Source organism: Maritalea mobilis (assembly GCF_019800885.1).
Classification (GTDB): domain Bacteria; phylum Pseudomonadota; class Alphaproteobacteria; order Rhodobacterales; family Rhodobacteraceae; genus Roseibacterium; species Roseibacterium beibuensis.
In genome coordinates this window covers 72,536-90,944 of the sequence record NZ_JAHVKE010000003.1, presented here as the reverse complement: position 1 = coordinate 90,944, position 18,409 = coordinate 72,536, and the positions used below count along the sequence as shown (strand labels likewise).

The 18,409-nt window shown below is 66.5% G+C and carries 17 protein-coding genes and 1 pseudogene; 7 read left to right on the top strand and 11 right to left on the bottom strand.

The genetic code is table 11. The annotated features are described in order from the left end of the window. Window positions 1–148: 148 nt before the first annotated feature. Entirely contained in the window at window positions 149–2,812 is a 2,664-nt protein-coding gene (gene topA, locus KUV65_RS14135) for a type I DNA topoisomerase (RefSeq protein WP_222191375.1), read from the top strand. A gap of 13 nt (window positions 2,813–2,825) precedes the next feature. Here the strand turns inward: topA and KUV65_RS14130 are convergent, their stop codons facing one another. Beyond that, window positions 2,826–4,571 (bottom strand): phospholipase D-like domain-containing protein, encoded by a 1,746-nt coding sequence (locus tag KUV65_RS14130; RefSeq protein WP_222191374.1) that lies wholly within the window; start codon window positions 4,569–4,571, stop codon window positions 2,826–2,828. A 198-nt stretch (window positions 4,572–4,769) separates the two neighbouring features. Between KUV65_RS14130 and KUV65_RS14125 the strand changes: the two genes are divergently transcribed. Beyond that, window positions 4,770–5,369, top strand: a complete 600-nt coding sequence (locus tag KUV65_RS14125; protein ID WP_261331809.1) for a nitroreductase family protein — start codon at window positions 4,770–4,772, stop codon at window positions 5,367–5,369. After that, window positions 5,366–6,073: an EI24 domain-containing protein gene (locus tag KUV65_RS14120; protein WP_222191373.1), complete on the top strand. Its 708-nt coding sequence runs from the start codon at window positions 5,366–5,368 to the stop codon at window positions 6,071–6,073. The genes KUV65_RS14125 and KUV65_RS14120 overlap by 4 nt, the downstream gene beginning before the upstream one ends. On the opposite strand, the gene KUV65_RS14115 is transcribed toward KUV65_RS14120, so the two are convergent. Both KUV65_RS14115 and mce read right to left on the bottom strand, forming a co-directional pair. Further along, on the bottom strand, window positions 6,042–6,323 hold the full coding sequence (locus KUV65_RS14115; RefSeq protein ID WP_222191372.1) for a DUF1467 family protein: 282 nt from the start codon (window positions 6,321–6,323) through the stop codon (window positions 6,042–6,044). The two genes, KUV65_RS14120 and KUV65_RS14115, sit on opposite strands and share 32 nt — an antisense overlap. Continuing rightward, entirely contained in the window at window positions 6,323–6,727 is a 405-nt protein-coding gene (gene mce / locus KUV65_RS14110; protein WP_222191371.1) for a methylmalonyl-CoA epimerase, read from the bottom strand. Before mce ends, KUV65_RS14115 begins: the two co-directional genes overlap by 1 nt. A gap of 205 nt (window positions 6,728–6,932) precedes the next feature. Between mce and KUV65_RS14105 the strand changes: the two genes are divergently transcribed. Together KUV65_RS14105 and KUV65_RS14100 are read left to right on the top strand one after the other, a co-directional pair. Further along, window positions 6,933–7,640, top strand: a complete 708-nt coding sequence (locus tag KUV65_RS14105; protein WP_222191370.1) for a response regulator — start codon at window positions 6,933–6,935, stop codon at window positions 7,638–7,640. A gap of 74 nt (window positions 7,641–7,714) precedes the next feature. Next, on the top strand, window positions 7,715–8,191 hold the full coding sequence (locus tag KUV65_RS14100) for a hemerythrin domain-containing protein (RefSeq protein WP_222191369.1): 477 nt from the start codon (window positions 7,715–7,717) through the stop codon (window positions 8,189–8,191). Window positions 8,192–8,378: 187 nt separating this feature from the next. Here the strand turns inward: KUV65_RS14100 and aspS are convergent, their stop codons facing one another. From aspS to KUV65_RS14085, 3 genes are all read right to left on the bottom strand, one after another. Beyond that, entirely contained in the window at window positions 8,379–10,157 is a 1,779-nt protein-coding gene (gene aspS, locus KUV65_RS14095) for an aspartate--tRNA ligase (RefSeq protein ID WP_222191368.1), read from the bottom strand. Window positions 10,158–10,259: 102 nt separating this feature from the next. After that, on the bottom strand, window positions 10,260–11,105 hold the full coding sequence (locus KUV65_RS14090) for an FG-GAP-like repeat-containing protein (protein ID WP_222191367.1): 846 nt from the start codon (window positions 11,103–11,105) through the stop codon (window positions 10,260–10,262). Between the two features lie 11 nt (window positions 11,106–11,116). After that, window positions 11,117–11,440 carry a 2Fe-2S iron-sulfur cluster-binding protein gene (locus tag KUV65_RS14085; protein ID WP_222191366.1) on the bottom strand — a complete coding sequence of 108 codons (324 nt, stop codon included), beginning with the start codon at window positions 11,438–11,440 and terminating at the stop codon, window positions 11,117–11,119. Window positions 11,441–11,642: 202 nt separating this feature from the next. On the opposite strand from KUV65_RS14085, the pseudogene KUV65_RS14080 reads away from it, so the two are divergent. Both KUV65_RS14080 and KUV65_RS14075 read left to right on the top strand, forming a co-directional pair. Further along, window positions 11,643–11,942, top strand: a pseudogene (locus tag KUV65_RS14080) (OB-fold nucleic acid binding domain-containing protein); the annotation flags it as partial. Between the two features lie 75 nt (window positions 11,943–12,017). Further along, window positions 12,018–12,578: a peptidoglycan-binding domain-containing protein gene (locus KUV65_RS14075; RefSeq protein WP_222191364.1), complete on the top strand. Its 561-nt coding sequence runs from the start codon at window positions 12,018–12,020 to the stop codon at window positions 12,576–12,578. Between the two features lie 76 nt (window positions 12,579–12,654). On the opposite strand, the gene KUV65_RS14070 is transcribed toward KUV65_RS14075, so the two are convergent. The 5 genes from KUV65_RS14070 to KUV65_RS14050 all read right to left on the bottom strand — a co-directional run bounded on the left by KUV65_RS14070 (window position 12,655) and on the right by KUV65_RS14050 (window position 18,267). Beyond that, window positions 12,655–14,208 carry a DegQ family serine endoprotease gene (locus tag KUV65_RS14070; RefSeq protein ID WP_308124687.1) on the bottom strand — a complete coding sequence of 518 codons (1,554 nt, stop codon included), beginning with the start codon at window positions 14,206–14,208 and terminating at the stop codon, window positions 12,655–12,657. A gap of 160 nt (window positions 14,209–14,368) precedes the next feature. After that, window positions 14,369–14,572 carry a DUF2065 domain-containing protein gene (locus tag KUV65_RS14065; protein WP_222191363.1) on the bottom strand — a complete coding sequence of 68 codons (204 nt, stop codon included), beginning with the start codon at window positions 14,570–14,572 and terminating at the stop codon, window positions 14,369–14,371. Window positions 14,573–14,634: 62 nt separating this feature from the next. Next, window positions 14,635–15,525, bottom strand: coding sequence for a protease modulator HflC (gene hflC, locus KUV65_RS14060; protein ID WP_222191362.1), 891 nt, complete (start codon window positions 15,523–15,525; stop codon window positions 14,635–14,637). Continuing rightward, window positions 15,525–16,694, bottom strand: coding sequence for an FtsH protease activity modulator HflK (gene hflK, locus KUV65_RS14055; RefSeq protein ID WP_222191361.1), 1,170 nt, complete (start codon window positions 16,692–16,694; stop codon window positions 15,525–15,527). Before hflK ends, hflC begins: the two co-directional genes overlap by 1 nt. Before the next feature lie 106 nt (window positions 16,695–16,800). Further along, window positions 16,801–18,267: an FAD-dependent oxidoreductase gene (locus KUV65_RS14050; protein WP_222191360.1), complete on the bottom strand. Its 1,467-nt coding sequence runs from the start codon at window positions 18,265–18,267 to the stop codon at window positions 16,801–16,803. Between the last annotated feature and the right edge of the window lie 142 nt (window positions 18,268–18,409).

Sequence of the window (18,409 nt, the reverse complement as noted above, 5' to 3'; positions counted from 1 at the left end):
TTTCCAAGGCGTAGCCTTGTCCACAGCGCACCCCGGATGCCGCATTGACAACCGCCCCCTCGGCCCCACATGGTCCGCCGCCAACACGGGAGGCCGATTTGCGGGCCGCCCAACTTCATTACGATCCCGTATCCAAGGTGTCCGTTCCATGCCCGTCGTCGTTGTCGAATCCCCGGCCAAGGCCAAGACAATCAACAAGTATCTGGGCGATGATTATACCGTTCTGGCCTCCTACGGGCATGTCCGCGACCTGCCCTCCAAGGACGGCTCGGTCGACCCCGAACAGGGCTTCGCGATGGAGTGGGAGGTCGCCAGCGACAGCAAGAAGCACCTCAAGGCCATCGCCGACGCGCTGAAAGACGACCCTGACCTGATCCTCGCCACCGACCCCGACCGCGAGGGGGAGGCGATCAGCTGGCACCTGCAGGAGGCCCTGCAAAAGCGCCGCGCGCTGAAGAAGGACAGCAAGGTGCGCCGCGTCACCTTCAACGCCATCACCAAGGATGCCGTCACCCGCGCCATGGCCGAGCCGCGCGATGTCGACATGGAGCTGGTCGAAGCCTATCTCGCCCGCCGTGCGCTGGATTACCTCGTGGGCTTTACCCTGTCGCCGGTGCTCTGGCGCAAGCTGCCCGGCGCGAAATCGGCGGGCCGTGTGCAATCGGTCTGCCTGCGCCTCGTCGTCGAACGCGAGATGGAGATCGAGGCCTTCCGCCCCCGCGAATACTGGTCGGTCAAGGCGATCCTCGAAACCCCGCGCGGCCAAAGCTTCGAGGCCCGTCTCGTCAGCCTTGGCGGCAAGAAACTCGACCGCTACGACCTGCCCAACCAGGCCGAGGCGGGGCTGGCCGTGCAGGCCGTCGCCTCCCGTGCGCTCTCGGTCACGCAGGTCGAGGCCAAGCCGACCTCGCGCAACCCCGCCCCGCCCTTCATGACCTCGACCCTCCAGCAGGAGGCGTCGCGCAAGTTCGGCTTCGGCGCGAAACAGACCATGGCCGCCGCCCAGCGCCTCTACGAGGCGGGGCACATCACCTACATGCGGACCGACGGCATCGACATGGCGCCCGAGGCCGTGCAGGCCGCGCGCGCCGCGATCACCGACCGCTTCGGCGCGAACTACACGCCGTCCAGCCCGCGCATCTACAAGAACAAGGCCAAGAACGCGCAGGAAGCCCACGAATGTATCCGCCCGACCGACATGACGAAATCGGCCGACGAGATCCGGCTGTCCGAAGAGGATCAGCGCAAGCTCTATGACCTGATCTGGAAGCGCACCATCGCCAGCCAGATGGAAGCCGCCCGGATGGAGCGCACCACGGTCACCATCGCCAGCGACGACCGGCAGGTCGAGTTGCGGGCCACGGGCCAGGTCGTGCTGTTCGACGGGTTCCTCAAGGTCTACGAGGAAGGCCGCGACGATGCCGCCGAGGACGAGGATGGCAAGCGCCTGCCGCAGATCTCCGAGGGCGATGCCTTGAGCCCCGCCAAGGGCGCACTGGCCGCCGATTTCGCCAAGGCCGCCGGAGAGGGCGACGCGGTGATCGAGGATGACAGCGCAAGCGGCGAGATGAAACGCGCCGACGCGGCGCTTCTGTCCAGGGACGGCGCCGTTCTGGGCCAGCAGCACTTCACCCAGCCGCCCCCGCGCTATACCGAGGCCAGCCTCGTCAAGCGCATGGAAGAACTGGGCATCGGGCGTCCCTCGACCTATGCCTCGATCCTCGACACGATCCAGGCGCGGGGCTACGTGACCAAGGACAAGGGCCGCCTAATCCCCGAGGACAAGGGCCGTCTCGTTATTGCCTTTCTGGTGAACTACTTCCGCCGCTACCTCGAATACGACTACACCGCCAAGCTCGAAACCGAGCTCGACGAGGTCAGCGCCGGCGAACAGCATTACCAGGACGTGCTGGAACGCTTCTGGCGCGATTTCTCGGCCGCCGTGGCCGAAACCTCGGAACTGCGCATCACCGACGTTCTGGAAAAGATCAACGAGGTGCTGGAGCCGCACCTGTTCCCGCCGAAACCCGACGGGTCCGACCCGCGCCTGTGTCCCAAATGCGGGGCGGGGCGGTTGTCGATGCGCACCGCGCGGTCTGGAGGGGCCTTCATCGGCTGCTCGAACTATCCAGAATGCCGCTACACCCGTCCCTTCGGCCCGCCCAGCGACGAGGCCGAGGACGGCACCGCCGATCTCGACGACAAGATGCTGGGCGTCGATCCCGACAGCTCGGAACCGGTCTACCTGCGCAACGGGCGGTTCGGCTGGTATGTCCAGCTGGGCGAGGTGACGGAAGAGAACAAGAAACCGCCGCGCGCCTCGCTGCCCAAGATGTGGACGCCCGAGACGATGGACCTCGACAAGGCGCTGCGCCTGCTGCACCTGCCCCGCCTCGTGGGCCAGCACCCCGATGATGGCGAGCCGATCGAGGCGAATTTCGGCCGCTACGGGCCTTACGTGAAGCACGGGCGCATCTACGCCAACCTCCCCGACGAGGAAGAGGTGTTCACCGTCGGCATGAACCGCGCCGTGGAACTGATCGCCGAGAAAGCCGCCAAGCGCGGCGGGCGCGGGGCCACCGCAGCGCCGCTGAAGGAGTTGGGCGAACACCCGACCGAGGGCGGGCCGGTCAACGTGATGAACGGGCGCTACGGTCCTTACGTGAAATGGGAAAAGGTCAACGCGACCCTGCCCAAGGATCTCGACCCGCAGGACATCACGATGGAGCGCGCCGTCGAACTGATCGCCGAGAAGCAGGCCAAGGGCGGCAAGAAGAAAAAGACCACGACCCGCGCCAAGAAAAAGGCCTGAGCGCCGGTCGCGCCTAGAGCCGGTTCAACATCGCGGGCCACTGGCGCAGCAAGGGTTCCAGCCACGGAACCGGCTGCCCCGGCGCCTGCGGTTCGCTTTGAGCGATCAACCCTTCGGCCAACCGCTCCAACCGCGCGGCGAAGCCCGGGTCCAACGTGACCAGCAGGTTCTCGGTGTCGTGGTAATAGGTGCGGCGGTTGAAATTGACGCTGCCGGTGACGGACAGCCGGTGGTCGATCACCAGCATCTTCACATGCATCAGCTGCGCGTAACCCTGGTAGGCGTAGAACTCGAACCGATCCGCGTGGCGCGCCACGGACGCGCCCGTCAGCGAGGTCACGAAGCGCTCGCTGATCTCCGGAGAGCTCATCATCAAGACGATGCGCACCCGCACCCCGCGCGCCTCGGCCCGCAGGAGCGCGGCCTCGATGGCGGGCGGCGGGTAGAAGAACTCCGAGAAGATCAGGATATCGTCGCGCGCCGCGTCGATCAGGTCGACATAATAGCGCTCCAGCGCCCCGTCATCGGCCCAGGGGCGGGATAAAAGATGGCGCATCAGCGGCGCGCCCGCGGCTGGTGCGGCGGCAGGCGCGACCGTGGCCGGGGCCATTTCCTCCAGCGTGCGCGCGTCGCGATGCCAGAAGGCCAGCGCCTGCGCCGCGATGCTGCGCACCATCGTGGGGTCGCGCAATTCGACATCGAGGTCGTCGAAGATCACGAAGAAATGCTCCGCGAACCAGTTCAGGTTCGTGTAGTCCTGCAAATGCGGCCAGGCCGACAGATCGAACGGTTCCTCGTAGAAATACCCGTCATGCAGGTTGCGCCCGCCGATGATGGCCCGCGAACTGCCCGGCGCCGCCCCCAGCGTCAGGAACAGTTTCGCATGATGCACCCGGTGCAGGGTCTCCGCGGACCCGGCCAGCCCGGGCGCGGGCCAGCTGAAATACTGGACCTGCACGCTGGGATAGCGCGCCGCGAACAGGTCGATGAAATCGCGGTCGATCCCGCGCATCAGCGCCTCGTTCAGCGCGATGCGGATCTCGGTCCCGGCGCGCGCATGATGTTCCAGCGCGCGTTGGATCAGGCTGCCCTGCATGTCGGCCCGCAGGAACAGCGACGAGATCGCGATCAGGTCCAGCTCGGGCGCACGCGCGAAATCCAGCGCCATGTCCGGGTTGCCCTGCATCAGCGCCGCGCGCGGCACCGTGTAGCCCAGCAGCGAGTCCAGCCGGGACTGCAACGCCTCGATCCCGTCATGCAACAGCCGCGCCCCTTGCGCGGGCAGGACGCAACTGCCCACCATCCCGTACTCGGCCTGCACCAGTTGCGCGAGGCGATCCCCCCGCGCAACGGGAACGCGCGGGCAGTCATCGGCCCTGAGCGCCAGTCTCGACAGGAAGGGCGCGACCTCGGTTTCCGGAGCCAGCCGAAGCGGGGTCGCCTGCCCGACCTGAAGGGTGCACTCCCCCGTGTCGGGCCGCCACAGCAAGGCCGCCTCTTCTGCGCCATCGACCAGCGCCGTGCGCGGCCGGTCCGGCGACAGGGGGAGCTGCGTCTCCCCGGCCAGCAGCATCGCCCGCCCCTCGCATTGCGCCCGCACGGGGCGCAGCCCGCGCCATTGCGGCTCTAACGCGACCCGCAGCGCGCGGGCGCCGATATCGGACAGGGCAAAAGGCTGATCAGGCTGCGCCGGCCCCTCGGCCGACAGGGGCACATAGGCGGCGGCCAGCCGCCCCGAGGGCGTGGTCGGCCCGGACATGCCACAGCCCGCGACGGCGATGACGACGCACACCAAGAATACGGCTCGGATCCCCAACACGGCCATGTCCGATGCTTCCCCCAACACATGCGAGCCTAATGGCCCCGGCCACCCCCGGGCAAGCCGCCAATCGGCCAGCATCTTGATATGTGGGGGAGATAGGCCGACATGTCGCATGTGGCCACGCGAACAGGACCCATGATGAGTGTCGAGACACCCCCGCTTTCCCCGAACCCCGAGGCGATGGACTTCCTGCTGACACGCCGGTCGCGCCCGCCGCGCATGCAGGGCGGCGCCGTGCCCGACCGCGAGACGCTGAAAACCATGCTCACCGCCGCCGCCCGCGTCCCCGACCATGGCAAGCTGGAGCCGTGGCGCTTTCTCGTGCTCGACCGCGCGGCCTGCGCCCGCCTCGCCGACATCACGCGGCAGATCGGTACCGACACGGGCCTCGCCCCTGAGCGGATCGAGAAGGACGCGACCGGCTTCGCCGAAGCGGGTTTGATCGTCGCCGTCGTGTTCAGCCCGAAACCCTCGGACAAGATCCCCGAACGCGAACAGCTCATGTCGGCCGCCGCCGCCTGCCTCAGCCTGGTGAACGCCGCGCTGGCCAGCGGCTGGGGCGCCTGCTGGCTGACCGGCTGGCGCGCGACCGACGCAGATTTCCTGACGCGGGGGCTGGACCTTTTCCCCGGTGAATCCGTCGCCGGCTTCATCCATATCGGGGAGGAGGCGCGCGTTCCCCCCGATCGCCCGCGCCCTGATATCGATGCCTTGACCAGTTGGATCACCACATGATTTTCGACAGCTTCCTCAAAGCCCTGCGCCAGATGACCGACCCGAAATTCCTCGGCGTGCTTGCCGCCGGGATCGGCCTTACCCTGCTGCTGCTGGTGGGGTTCTACGCGGGCTTCGTCGTGCTGGTGGGCTGGCTCTTGCCCGAAACGATCACCCTGCCCTGGATCGGTGACATCACCTGGGTCGACAACGCCCTGACATGGGCGGGCGTGCCGCTGATGCTGGTCTTGTCGATCTTCCTGATGGTGCCCGTGGCCTCGGCCTTCATGGGCATCTTCCTTGAGACCATCGCCGACGCGGTCGAGCGCAAGCACTACCCGTCCCTGCCGCCCGCCCGCTCGGTCGGCATCCTCGAGGGGCTGCTGGACGCCCTGAAATTCCTTGGCGTGCTGATCGCGGTGAACCTTGTCGCGCTGATCGCCTACCTGCTGGTGGCCCCGCTTGCGCCCATCATCTTCTGGGTGGTGAACGGCATCCTTCTGGGGCGCGAATACGCGCAACTCGTGGCGCTACGCCGCTCGGATGCGGCGGGCGCGGCCGCCTTCCGCCGCCGCAACCGTCCCACGATCTTTGCCGCCGGGGTGCTGATGACCGTTCCGCTGACCATCCCGGTGGTGAACATCCTCGTCCCCATCCTGGGGGCCGCGACCTTCACCCACCTCTATCACCGCCTCAATTCGTCGAGCCCAGCCCGAAGCGCGTGAACAGGTCGAAATCCTCGATCGTCACGAGGTCGAACACGATGATCGACGCCACCACGCCCCAGACGGCCAACGCCGCCACCGTGGTGATCAGGAACCGCTTCTTCAGCTGCGGGTTCTCGGGCGCCGAGCCATGCGTGCCGCGCACCCGTTCGCCCGCCTCGTCCTGGCTGGTGACACCGGTTTGCAGCACGATCAGAAGCGTCATGAACCAGATGATCGCATAAAGCACGATCCCGGTGACGATGTTCATCAGACCTGCTCCAACTCGACCAGCGTGCCGTTGAAATCCTTGGGATGCAGGAACAAGACCGGCTTGCCATGCGCGCCGATCTTGGGCTCGCCATCGCCCAGAACGCGGGCGCCCGCGTCCTTCAGCTTGTCACGCGCGGCCAGGATGTCGTCCACCTCGTAACAGACATGGTGAATCCCGCCCGAGGGGTTCTTTTCAAGGAACCCCGCGATGGGAGAGTTCTCGCCCAGCGGGTAGAGCAGCTCGATCTTCGTGTTCGGCAATTCGATGAACACCACCGTGACACCGTGGTCCGGCTCGTCCTGCGGCGCGCCGACGCGCGCACCCAGCGTATCGCGGTATTGCGCGCTCGCGGCCTCGAGGTCGGGCACGGCGATGGCGACATGGTTCAGGCGTCCGATCATGGGTCTCTCCCTTAGGTCCCTTGCGTTGGGGCACGATATGGCCCGCCTGCCCCGCCCTTGCCAAGGGGCGAAGGGACGCGGGGGCAAGCGCACGGGCCGGAAAAACCGGGCAGCGCGCGGTCGATCTTAATCCTTTCTCAACCCTGCCAGTGTGAACTGGTCCGGATCAAAGGGATGCGTTTCGAATTTTCAGGGGATGGCTCGCATGGATGATGCACTCACCGACCTTCTCTACCGGCCGCGCCCGTCGGCGGACCGGCCGCTTCTGGGCCTGACGATCCTCGCGGTCGAGGATAGCGTGTTCACCTCCGAGGCGCTGCGCCTGATGTGCCTGCGCTCGGGCGCGCGGCTGCGCCGGGCCGATTGCCTCGCCGCGGCGGAACGTCACCTCAACGTCTACCACCCGGCGGTCGCCATCGTCGACCTGGGCCTGCCCGATGGCTCGGGCCTCGACCTGATCGCGGCGATGCACGCGCTGACGCCGCGCGTGCCGATCATCCTCGGCACCTCCGGCGCGGAGCGGGAGGCCGCGGCAAAACAGGCGCTCAGCGCGGGCGCGGATGGGTTCCTGCCCAAGCCGCTCGACTCGCTGGCCGCCTTCCAGGCCGAGATCCTGCGCCACCTGCCCGCCGAGTTGCGCCCCGCCGGCCCGCGCGAGGCCGAGGTCACGCCCGTCATCCCCGACCCCTTCGCCCTGCGCGAGGATCTGTCCCACGCGATGGACCTTCTCGCGCTCGATGCGCCGCCCGTGGGCTACCTGCGCCGCTTCCTTCTCGGTCTGGCCCGGTCCGCCGAGGATGACGCGCTGGAAGGCCGGGCGCTTGCCATGGATGGCGGCTTCGCCGGTCAGGACAAGGCCGATCTGCGCGCGATGATCTCGCAGCGGCTGCAATCCATCCCGATGGCGATGTGACCCCGATGACCTGTCTTGCGGAACCAATGAAGCGCACGCGGGTTGTCCCGGCAGCACAGCCAGGGAGTATCGCCATGCCGTCCATCTACGCCGCCATAAAGTCCGACCACGATCGCCACCGCGACCTGATGGACACGATCGCCGACACCTCCGGCGACAGCGACCGTCGCAATAAAGCGTGGTCCGAGTTCTACCACGACGTGAAGGCCCACGCCGCCGCCGAGGAAGAGACGTTTTACTCCAAGCTGATCTCGAAAACCTGGGGCCAGGATTCCGCCCGCCATTCGGTCCACGAACACCAGCAGCTCGACGACCTGATGGAAGAGCTGAACGAGATGGACATGTCCTCGCCCGGCTGGCTGCAAAAGTTCAAGACGCTCCAGCACGACTACCTCCACCATATCGAGGAGGAAGAGGACGAGGTCTTCACCCGCGCCAGGGAGGTGATCGACGAGGCCGAGATCGACGGCTTCGGCGACCGTTTCCTCAAGCGCAAGGCGCAGGAAGGCGAGCTGATCGAAGAGAAGAAAGAGGACAGTCTCGAAGACTGACCGACCCCGGGGCATTTTCCGCCCCATCCGACAAAAATCGAGCGGCGCCCGCATCCGGCAGGCACCGCTCTTTTCATTTCAGGCCCACGGCGGCTGGCAGGATTTCAACCTGCACGCACATAGATCGGGGCAATTTCAAAGGAGAAACCGCATGATTTCTGCGGCCCATCCACAGCCTGTGGAAAACTTACTCCTGCGGGATCACGCGCAGGCCCAGCTCCATCAACTGCTCCGCCGTCGGCTCGGACGGGGCGTTCATCATCAGGTCCTCGGCGCGCTGGTTCATTGGGAAGAGGATGACCTCGCGGATATTCGCGGTGTCGGCCAGGATCATCACGATCCGGTCGATCCCGGCCGCGCAGCCCCCGTGCGGCGGGGCGCCGTACTGGAACGCGTTGACCATGCCGCCGAAGCGCTTGCGCACCTCGTCCTCGCCATAGCCCGCCAGTTCGAAGGCCTTGAACATGATCTCGGGCTTGTGGTTCCGGATCGCGCCCGACACGATCTCGTAGCCGTTGCAGGCCAGGTCGTACTGGTAGCCCATCACGTCCAGCGGGTCGCCCTCCAGCGCCTCCAGCCCGCCTTGCGGCATGGAGAAGGGGTTGTGGCTGAAATCGACCTTACCGGTTTCCTCGTCCGCCTCGTACATCGGGAAATCGACAACCCAGGCGAAGGCGTAGCGATCCTTGTCGATCAGGTCGAGCTGCTCGCCCACCTCGGTCCGCGCGCGGCCCGCGACGGCCTCGAATTCCGACGGTTTGCCGGCCAGGAAGAACGCCGCGTCGCCCGCGCCAAGGCCCAGTTGCTGCCGGATCGCCTCGGTCCGCTCGGGGCCGATATTCTTGGCCAGCGGGCCTGCGCCTTCCAGGGCGCCCTCGGCCTCGCGCCAGAAGATGTAGCCCATCCCCGGCAGGCCCTGCCCCTGCGCCCAGGAATTCATCCGGTCGCAGAACTTACGCGACCCGCCCGTGGGCGCGGGGATCGCGCGCACCTCGGTGCCGTCCTGTTCCAGGATTTTGGCGAAGATGGCAAAGCCCGAGCCCGCGAAATGCTCGCTCACGACCTGCATCTCGATCGGGTTGCGCAGGTCGGGCTTGTCGGTGCCGTATTTCAGCGCCGCCTCGGCATAGGGGATGCGCGGCCAGTCCTGGTCCACCCGTCTGCCGCCGCCGAATTCCTCGAACAGGCCCTTCAGCACCGGCTCGACCGTGCCGAACACGTCCTCCTGCTCGACGAAGGACATCTCCATGTCGAGTTGGTAGAAGTCGGTGGGCGAACGGTCGGCGCGCGGGTCCTCATCGCGGAAACAGGGCGCGATCTGGAAATACTTGTCGAAGCCCGACACCATCAGCAACTGCTTGAACTGCTGCGGGGCCTGCGGCAGCGCGTAGAACTTGCCCGGATGCAGGCGCGAGGGCACGAGGAAGTCGCGCGCGCCCTCGGGGGACGAGGCCGTGATGATCGGCGTCTGGTATTCGCGAAAGCCGATATCCCACATGCGGCGACGGATCGAGGCCACCACGTCCGAGCGCAGCGTCATGTTCGACTGCATCGCCTCGCGCCGCAGGTCGAGGTAGCGATAGCGCAGGCGCGTTTCCTCGGGGTATTCCTGATCGCCAAAGACCTGGAGCGGCAGATCGCCCTTCACCTGCCCCAGGACTTCCATGTCGCGGATGAACACCTCGATCTCGCCGGTCGGGATCTTGGGGTTCACCAGCGCGTCGTCACGGGCCTTCACGCTGCCATCGATGCGGATGCAGTATTCGGCGCGCAGCTTTTCGACCTCGTTGAACACCGGGCTGTCCGGGTCGCAGAGCAGTTGCGTCATCCCGTAATGGTCGCGCAGGTCGATGAAGAGCACCCCGCCATGGTCGCGGATGCGGTGCACCCACCCCGACAGGCGAACGGTGTCGCCCACGTTTTCCTTGCTGAGCTCGGCACAGGTGTGGCTGCGATAGGCGTGCATCTACGGTCCCTTTGGGCTTTGGTTTTGCGGCGCCGTCCGGCGCGTCTCATGGGTCGCGCCGATACACCGCGCGGGGCGGGCGAAGTCAACCCCGACAAGGCGTCAGGGCGTGCAGGAAAGGGCGTTCGCGACGGCCTCGGGGCTGAAAGGCGCCAGTGCGCGCGCGGTCAGGGCACCTTCCGTCAGGCGCGTGGCCATGACCTGCGACCAGCCCGCATCGGCGGTGATGATCTCGGGGCCGGCGCCGCAGTCGCGGATGCCCCCGGTGATGAAGGCCTCGCCGATACGGTGGTTCGACAGGCCGGGCAGGTTGGCGATCTCCTGCAGGCGGCCGCCGGTCGCGCCATCGGGCGTAAAGCGCCAGACGCGCAGGGTGCGGGCAAGATGCGGGCGGTCGACATAGGCGATGTCCTGCGTCCCGTCCCCGTCGAGATCGGCCACACCCACCGGTGCGAGCCAGCGGTTTGCGCGCCCGATATGGGGCGTGGCGGCATAAAGAGTCAGATCCGTGCCGTTCGGGCCCACGCCATAGACGGAGAGGCGCGCGCCCTGGGTGGCATGGCTTTGCACCACGATGATCTCGGGGCGGCCATCCCCGGTCAGGTCGGCCAGGCGCGGGGCGAGGTCTTCGAACACCTCGGCCTCGGGCAGGACGATCCGGGCCGTGGTGCAATCGGGGACATCATCGAGTTGCACGGCCAGCGTGCCCGCCTCGATCGCGTCGCCAAGGACGGCGTGCGCGTAGCGCGTCGTGGGGTCTTCGAACCAGGCGGCGACGGGTCCGTGCGGGCCGCTGGCCTGCGTGACGGAGCCCTCCATCGCGACGCCGACCCAGGGCGGCTGATCGCAGGCAAGCGCGCCTCCTGCCCCTGCCAGCCACAGGCCCAAGGCCAGCCCCGCGCCGCGGGCGCCCGCGCGACAGGCCCGCAACGGCAGGCGCGGCGCCACCGGCGCGGTCCTCAGATCTGCTTTTCGGGCATCTGCACGACCAGGCCGTCCAACGCGTCCGTCACCTTCAACTGGCAGGTCAGGCGCGAGCGTTCGGGATCGGGCTGGTAGGCGAATTCCAGCATGTCCTCTTCCATCGGGTCGATCTCGGGCAGTTTCGAAACCCAGTCGGGATGGACGTAGACATGGCAGGTCGAACAGGCGCAGGCGCCGCCGCAATCGGCCTCGATGCCGGGAATGTTGTTGTCACGCGCGCCTTCCATCACGGTCAGGCCGTTGGGCACGTCCACGACATGCTCGGTGCCGTTGTGTTCGATATAGGTGATCTTGGCCATGTCCTGCCTTGCCCTTTCCCTCGGTGCTGCAAATCCGGGTGACAGGTAATATGCCGGGCCATGGCTTTCCAGACAAAAACTCGGGATTGCATGCCGCAGGGTATGTTCTATTTTTGTTCTCATGGAGCCCGATATTCGCCCCCCCGACTGGCCAAGGCCGCCCGATTGCCTGCCGCATCACCTCTTGCACCTGCCGCCCGAGGGGGCGCGGATCATGGTGGCGGGGCTGGTCCTGGTGCGCCAGCGGCCCGGTACCGCCAAGGGGGTGATCTTCCTGACGCTGGAGGACGAGTTCGGCGTCGCCAACATCATCGTCTGGCAGAAGATCTACCAGCGCTTCCGCCGTGCGGTGATCGCGGGGCGACTGTTGCGCGTGACCGGACGGGTGCAGCGGCAATCGGGCGTGGCGCATGTGATCGCCGAGCATGTCGAGGATATCTCGGACATGCTGGACGCGCTCGTGCATCTGCATGAGCAGACCCGCGCCGCCGATGGCCCCTGAGCGCACGGCGCTTCCGCGAGGGGGCAAAACGCGCTATGATGCGGGCAACGATAAACGGCAGGTCAGAGCAGACCCATGCGATACCCGATCCTTCTTGCGGCCCTTTGGGGCGGCCTGTCGGCCTGCACGCCGACAACGGAGGAGGTGTTCTCGGCCGTGATCGACCCGGTGGAAACCGACATCCAGGTGACCCGCGGGATGGGTCCGCCCGATGCCGACCCGAATGCCTGCTACGGGCGCGAGGTAACGCCTGCCGTGATCGAGACCGTGACCGAACAGGTGATGCTGCAACCGCCGCAGATCTCGACCGATGGCGCGGTGCGCGAACCCGCGATCTTCATGACCGAAACGCAGCAGCGCATCGTTCAGGAACGGCGCGAGCTGTGGTTCGAGACCCCCTGCCAGGCCGAGCGCGACCCGGAATTCATCGCCTCGCTGCAACGCGCCCTGGAGGCGCGCGGCCATTACCACGGGCCGATCAACGGCGAGATGGACACCCGCACACGCCGCGCGATCCGCGCCTACCAGCGGCCACAAGGGCTCGACAGCCCAATCCTGTCGCTGGCCGCCGCGCGGCAGCTTGGCATCGCCATCTGGGACCCGGAGCTGGCGGCCCAGGGCGGCGACGGCGGCTGATCCCGCCCCCTACTACTGCAAGAAAAAACCCCCGGCGCGCGGCGCCGGGGGTTTCGTCTGTGAAAGGCGGGGCGCCTTATTCGTCTTCTTCAAGGCTCAGCGCCACGAAGCGCGGGTTGCCGGCGCGGCGGATCAGCAGAAGGATCGACTTCTGCCCTGCCTCGGTGGCGGTTTCGATCCGCGCGCGGAAATCATCGGCGGTGCGCACCGGCTGCTGCGCGACCTCGGTGATGATGTCGCCCACCTGAAGGCCCTTCGCAGCGGCGTCCGAGGCCGGGTCGACCTGTTCGATCACCAAGCCGCCCGACACGCCCTGCGCATCCAGTTGCTGGCGCATCTCGTCGGTCAGCGGCGTGACGACCAGGCCCAGCACCTCGCCCGAGGATTGCTCGGGGCCCGGTGCGTTGCCATTGCCCGACGGCCCCATGCCTTCGGCGGTTTCACGACGGCCGAGCGTCACGCGCAGGGTCTGGGTTTCCCCGTCGCGAAGGACGACGACGCGCACGGTTTCGTCAACGCCCGAGTCGCCGACGACGCGGACCAGTTCGCGCGTATCGTCGATCTCTTCCCCGGCAAAGGAGATGATGACATCGCCCACCTCGATGCCGCCGTCACGGGCCGGCCCCTCGGGGACGTCGGTGACAAGGGCGCCGCGTGCATCTTCGAGGCCGAGGCCTTCGGCGATATCGGCGGTCACGTCCTGGATGCGGACGCCAAGCCAGCCGCGGCGGGTTTCGCCAAACTCACGCAGTTGCGCGACGACGTTCGTGACCACGTCCGACGACATGGCGAAGCCGATGCCGATGGACCCGCCCGTGGGCGACAGGATCGCTGTGTTCACGCCGATCACGTCGCCATCCATGTTGAACAGCGGACCGCCCGAGTTGCCGCGGTTGATGGCGGCGTCGGTCTGGATGTAGTCGTCATAGGTACCCGACAGTTCGCGGCCACGGGCCGACACGACGCCGACCGACACCGAGAAGCCTTGGCCCAGCGGGTTGCCCATGGCCATGACCCAATCGCCCACGCGCATCGCCTCGCTGTCACCCAGCGTGACGAAAGGCAGCGGGTCGTCCGCTTCGACCTTCAGAAGGGCGATATCAGTGTTGGGGTCGGTGCCGATCAGGGTCGCCTCAAGCTCCATCCCCGAGCGGAACTCAATCAGGATTTCGTCGGCGCCTTCGATGACGTGGTTGTTGGTGACGATGAACCCGTCCTCGGAAATCACGAAGCCCGAGCCGAGCGCCTGGCTCCGGCGGCGTTGCTGCTCGGGGCCTTGCTGACGGTCAAGGAAGTCGTTGAAGAAATCGTCGAGCGGGCTGCCCTCCGGCAGCATCGGGCCGGGGCCGCCCTGACGGCCGGCAACGATGGCCGAGGTCGTGATGTTGACCACGGCATCGCCCACCTCGTCCACGAGGTCGGCAAAGGATGGCGGTGCGGATTGAGCACGCGCGTCCGTCGTTGCAATCACGAGGGCCAGCATGCTCAGCGCTGCGATCAGCGCGGTCATCATCGCCCGGTAAGTCATCGCGCCGTGGTGGGTCATGCGGGCCACGGCGGCGCGGGCCGGGGTCTCGGAATGGCGGTCTGGGGACGGCTGAAAATCAACCGGGGCCTGTTGGATCGTCACGAACTTCCCTCCTGTCAAGCCGGATGGGCAGCGGCAATATCGCTGCAAGTGCTGGTGTTCATATTTGCGCAGACCGCGCCCGGATCAACCTTTTCGAGCCTCGCGCGGTTGCCAGGGTCCGTCACATGCGCGTGACGCGACCGTAATATCGGGATGCGGATCAAAGCCCGCCACTCACCGCCCAGGAGACCAGAACCGCCCCCAGGGCCACGGCAACAAGGCCGATCAGGCGGCGCGTCTCGACGGGTATTTCAGCGAACATGCGCAGGATCTGGTCCAATCGCGAGGGCGCGAAGGCAAAGATCAGACCTTCGATGACAAGCGCGGTGCCGAAACCGAGAAGCAGGATGTGGAACACGCTCATGGTGTCGAAGCCGGTCTGCAAAAGCCGAACGGGCGGCACTTGGCCGCCCGCTCTGGTGAAAGTTACCTGTTTGCCGGTGGCGTGCCGCCGGCGGACCCACCGAGATATTCGAAGAACTCGCTGTCAGGCGTGATCACCATGGTGGTGTTGTTCCGCAAGGCGCGTTCATAAGCGGTCATCGAGCGGTAGAACTCGAAGAACTCGGCGTCCTGGCCGAAGGCTTCGGCGAAGATGCGGTTGCGTTCGGCGTCCGCCTCACCGCGGGTGATCTCGGCCTCGCGCTGCGCTTCGGAGGTCAGCTCGACCACGGTCCGGTCAGCCTGGGCGCGGACCCGCTGCGCGGCTTCGTTACCACGGGCGATCTCGTCGGTGGCTTCGCGTTCACGCTCGGCCCGCATCCGGGCGAAGGTCGCTTCGAGGTTCTGCGCCGGCAGGTTCGTCTGCTTCAAACGAACGTCCAGCACCTCGAGGCCCAGAACGGCGGCGCGGGCGCGGGCCTGTGCCGTGATCTGTTCCATCAGCGCGGCCCGTTCATCCGACAGGATGGTGTTCGAGGTCACGCCGTCCGAACCCAGCACGGCCCGGATCTGCGGGTTGATGATCCCCTCGAGACGGTCCTCGCCGGCCCGCAGGCCACCGACACCGACGGCCTGGCGGAACTGCACCACGTCGTTGATGCGGTAGCGCGCGAAGGCGTCCACGACGAGACGACGGTCATCCGACGGCGTCACCTCGATCGGGGCGGTGTCGAGCGACAGGATGCGGTCGTCGTAATAGACCACTTCCTGAATGAACGGGACCTTGAAGTTCAGGCCCGGCTCTTCGATCACCTGGCGGATCTGGCCGAATTGCAGCACAAGGGCGCGCTGGCGTTCATCGACCACGAAGATCGAGCTGGACAGCACCGCGAGGCCCAGAACGAGAACGGGCACAAGATAGGCAAGACGTTTCATCAGTTGCTGCTCCCCGTTGCGGTGGAGGTGTCAGGCTGCGAACGGCGCAGCTCGTTCAGAGGCAGGTAGGGCACCACGCCGGAGCCACCGCCCGAGCCGTTGTCGTCGAGGATAACGAGGTCGGTATCGCCCAGAACGCGCTCCATCGTCTCGAGGTAGAGACGACGGCGCGTCACCTCGGGGGCATTGGAGTATTCCGCCAGAACCGAGAGGAAGCGTGCGGCCTCACCCTGGGCTTCGTTGATAACCTGCGCGCGGTAGCCCTCGGCCTCTTCGAGAAGCTGGGCGGCTTCACCACGGGCCCCGGCGAGAACGCGGTTGGCGTAGGCGTCGGCCTGACGCTCCAGTCGGTCACGTTCCTGTTCGGCGGCCTGAACTTCGCGGAAGGCGTCGATCACCTCGGCGGGCGGGTCGGCGCGGTCGAGGTTCAGACGCACGATGTTCACGCCCGAGTCATAGCTGTCCAGCGTCGTCTGGATCAACTGCTGAACGCGGTCGGCAATTAGGCCACGATCACGGTTCAGGATCGGGGCCAGCTGCGACTGCGAGATCACTTCGCGCATGGCGGCCTCGGACACGGCGCGGATCGTCGCCTCGGGGTCGCGCAGGTTGAAGAGGTACAGCGCCGGATCGTTGATGTTCCACACCACTTCGAAGTCGATATCGACGATGTTTTCGTCGGTGGTCAGCATCAGACCATCATCGGACGCGCCGGGACGGTTGGCGCCGATGGTGACGGTGTTTTCCCGCGTCACCGCCAGAACCTCGGCGGTCACGAGCGGCCAGGGCGCGAAGTTGAGGCCCGGGCCGCCGGTGGACGAATACTCGCCCAGGAAAAGCTCGACCGACTGTTCTTCGGGCCGGACCGTGTAGAAGGACTGGAATAGCCAGAGGCCGACGACGAGAAGGCCACCGATGGCCCAAAGCGTGCGCGGCGCAGGGCCAGTGCCGCCACCGCCCGGGCCACGCCCGCCGCCGCCGCGACCGCCCATCAGGACGCGCAGCTGTTCCTGCCCCCTGCGGACAATCTCGTCGATCTCGGGGATCTGCTGGTCACCGCCGCTCGGGCGGCGTGGGCCTTCGTCACGCCCACCCCCGTTGTTGTTTCCGCGATTTCCACCGCCTGAGCCGCCTCCGCCGCCCCAGGGGCCGCCACTATTGCCAGCCATAGATTGTCGTTCCCTCACACATTGAGTGTCGTTTGATGTTCAATATGGGCCTTGCGACCGCGATTGCATCGGAAGCTGTGCGTTTTCGCCGCAAAATCAAGCTTGGTCAGACCGTGCGCACGGGCGTTTTCATCGTCACCAGTTCCTCGGCCATTGTCGGGTGCACCGCGACCGTGCGGTCGAAATCCTCTTTTGTGGCGCCCATCTTCACCGCGATGCCGGCCATCTGGATCATTTCGCCCGCGTTCGGCGCGACGATATGACAGCCCAGGACCTTGCGGTCGCCGCGATCCACGATCAGCTTCATCAGAACGCGCCCCGGCTTGCCCGCAAAGGCCGTCTGCATCGGGCGGAACGAGGTGCAATAGACCTCGATCTCGTGATTTTCGCGCGCCTGTTCCTCGGTCAGACCCACGGTGCCGAACTCGGGCTGGGTGAAGACCGCGGAGGGGATCAGGTCATGATCGACCGGCGTCGGGTTGCCCTTGAACACCGTCTCGACGAAGGCCATGCCCTCGCGGATCGCCACGGGCGTCAGGTTGACGCGGTCGGTCGCATCGCCGATCGCGTAGATCGAGGGCACCGCCGTTTGCGAGAACTCGTCGACGATGACCTCGCCATTGCGGCCGAGTTTCACGCCTGCCTCTTCAAGGCCCATGTTGTCCGTGTTGGGGCGGCGACCGGTGGCGAAGAGCACATGGTCGAACACGCCCTCGTGCCCGTTGGTGGATTTCACCCAGAGCGGCCCGCCTTGGGCCGAAGCCTTGCCGCCGCTCGCATCGGTTTGCAGCGCGGTCATCTGGTGCACATCGGCGCCCATGCCCGCCTGGTTTTCCTCGTCCGGGTCGGGGCGTTCCGAGGCCGGGGCCATGTCGACGATGTTGGTGCCGACATGCAGGTCGATCCCGTGCTCGCGCATCATCTCGGCGATCAGGCCGCGCGCTTCCTCGTCGAAGCCGCGCAGGATCTGCGCGCCGCGGTAGAACTGCGTGACCTCGACGCCCATGCCCGAAAGGATGCAGGCGAATTCGCAGGCGATGTAGCCGCCGCCCACGATCAGGATGGATTTGGGCAATTCCGGCAGGTCGAAAATATCGTCCGACACGATTCCCAGGTCGGCACAGGGGAAATCAGGCCGCACGGGCCGACCGCCGGTGGCAATCAGGATATGCTTGGCGGTCTTGGTGACGCCATCGGCGAGGCGCACGGTGTGCGGATCGTCCAGGGCGGCGCGGCTGTCGAACACCTCGACGCCGGAATTGTCGAGCAGGTGGCGATAGACACCTTCCAGCCGGTCCAGTTCCTTGTGCAGCTGGGGCTGGAACTTGTCCCACTGGAACACGCCATCCTCGACATCCCAGCCGTAGGCGCGGGCATCGGCAAAGCTTTCGCGGTAGCCGGAGGCGAAAACCATGAGCTTTTTCGGCACGCAGCCACGGATGACACAGGTGCCGCCCATGCGGCTTTCCTCGGCCAGCGCCACCTTGGCGCCCTCGGCCGCCGCAACGCGCGCCGCGCGCACCCCACCCGAGCCGCCACCGATCACGAACAGGTCATAGTCGAATTGGCTCACAGCTTCATCCTCGCTCACTTGTCGACGCGGATCGGTGTATCACACAGAGGCATCTGGATTACCAGAATCGAGATCCGCCCGACGGGGCGATCCAGCGCAGGTCGTGCCTGGCAGCGACTCAGGGCGCATGGGCTGTCTGGAC

What these genes read in the sequence shown, in the direction of transcription:
- topA (WP_222191375.1), top strand. Translation starts at nt 149, where the DNA reads ATGCCCGTCGTCGTTGTCGAATCCCCGGCCAAGGCCAAGACAATCAAC.
- KUV65_RS14130 (WP_222191374.1), bottom strand. Translation starts at nt 4,571, where the DNA reads ATGTCCGGGCCGACCACGCCCTCGGGGCGGCTGGCCGCCGCCTATGTG.
- KUV65_RS14125 (WP_261331809.1), top strand. Translation starts at nt 4,770, where the DNA reads ATGATGAGTGTCGAGACACCCCCGCTTTCCCCGAACCCCGAGGCGATG.
- KUV65_RS14120 (WP_222191373.1), top strand. Translation starts at nt 5,366, where the DNA reads ATGATTTTCGACAGCTTCCTCAAAGCCCTGCGCCAGATGACCGACCCG.
- KUV65_RS14115 (WP_222191372.1), bottom strand. Translation starts at nt 6,323, where the DNA reads ATGAACATCGTCACCGGGATCGTGCTTTATGCGATCATCTGGTTCATG.
- mce (WP_222191371.1), bottom strand. Translation starts at nt 6,727, where the DNA reads ATGATCGGACGCCTGAACCATGTCGCCATCGCCGTGCCCGACCTCGAG.
- KUV65_RS14105 (WP_222191370.1), top strand. Translation starts at nt 6,933, where the DNA reads ATGGATGATGCACTCACCGACCTTCTCTACCGGCCGCGCCCGTCGGCG.
- KUV65_RS14100 (WP_222191369.1), top strand. Translation starts at nt 7,715, where the DNA reads ATGCCGTCCATCTACGCCGCCATAAAGTCCGACCACGATCGCCACCGC.
- aspS (WP_222191368.1), bottom strand. Translation starts at nt 10,157, where the DNA reads ATGCACGCCTATCGCAGCCACACCTGTGCCGAGCTCAGCAAGGAAAAC.
- KUV65_RS14085 (WP_222191366.1), bottom strand. Translation starts at nt 11,440, where the DNA reads ATGGCCAAGATCACCTATATCGAACACAACGGCACCGAGCATGTCGTG.
- KUV65_RS14075 (WP_222191364.1), top strand. Translation starts at nt 12,018, where the DNA reads ATGCGATACCCGATCCTTCTTGCGGCCCTTTGGGGCGGCCTGTCGGCC.
- KUV65_RS14065 (WP_222191363.1), bottom strand. Translation starts at nt 14,572, where the DNA reads ATGAGCGTGTTCCACATCCTGCTTCTCGGTTTCGGCACCGCGCTTGTC.
- hflC (WP_222191362.1), bottom strand. Translation starts at nt 15,525, where the DNA reads ATGAAACGTCTTGCCTATCTTGTGCCCGTTCTCGTTCTGGGCCTCGCG.
- hflK (WP_222191361.1), bottom strand. Translation starts at nt 16,694, where the DNA reads ATGGCTGGCAATAGTGGCGGCCCCTGGGGCGGCGGAGGCGGCTCAGGC.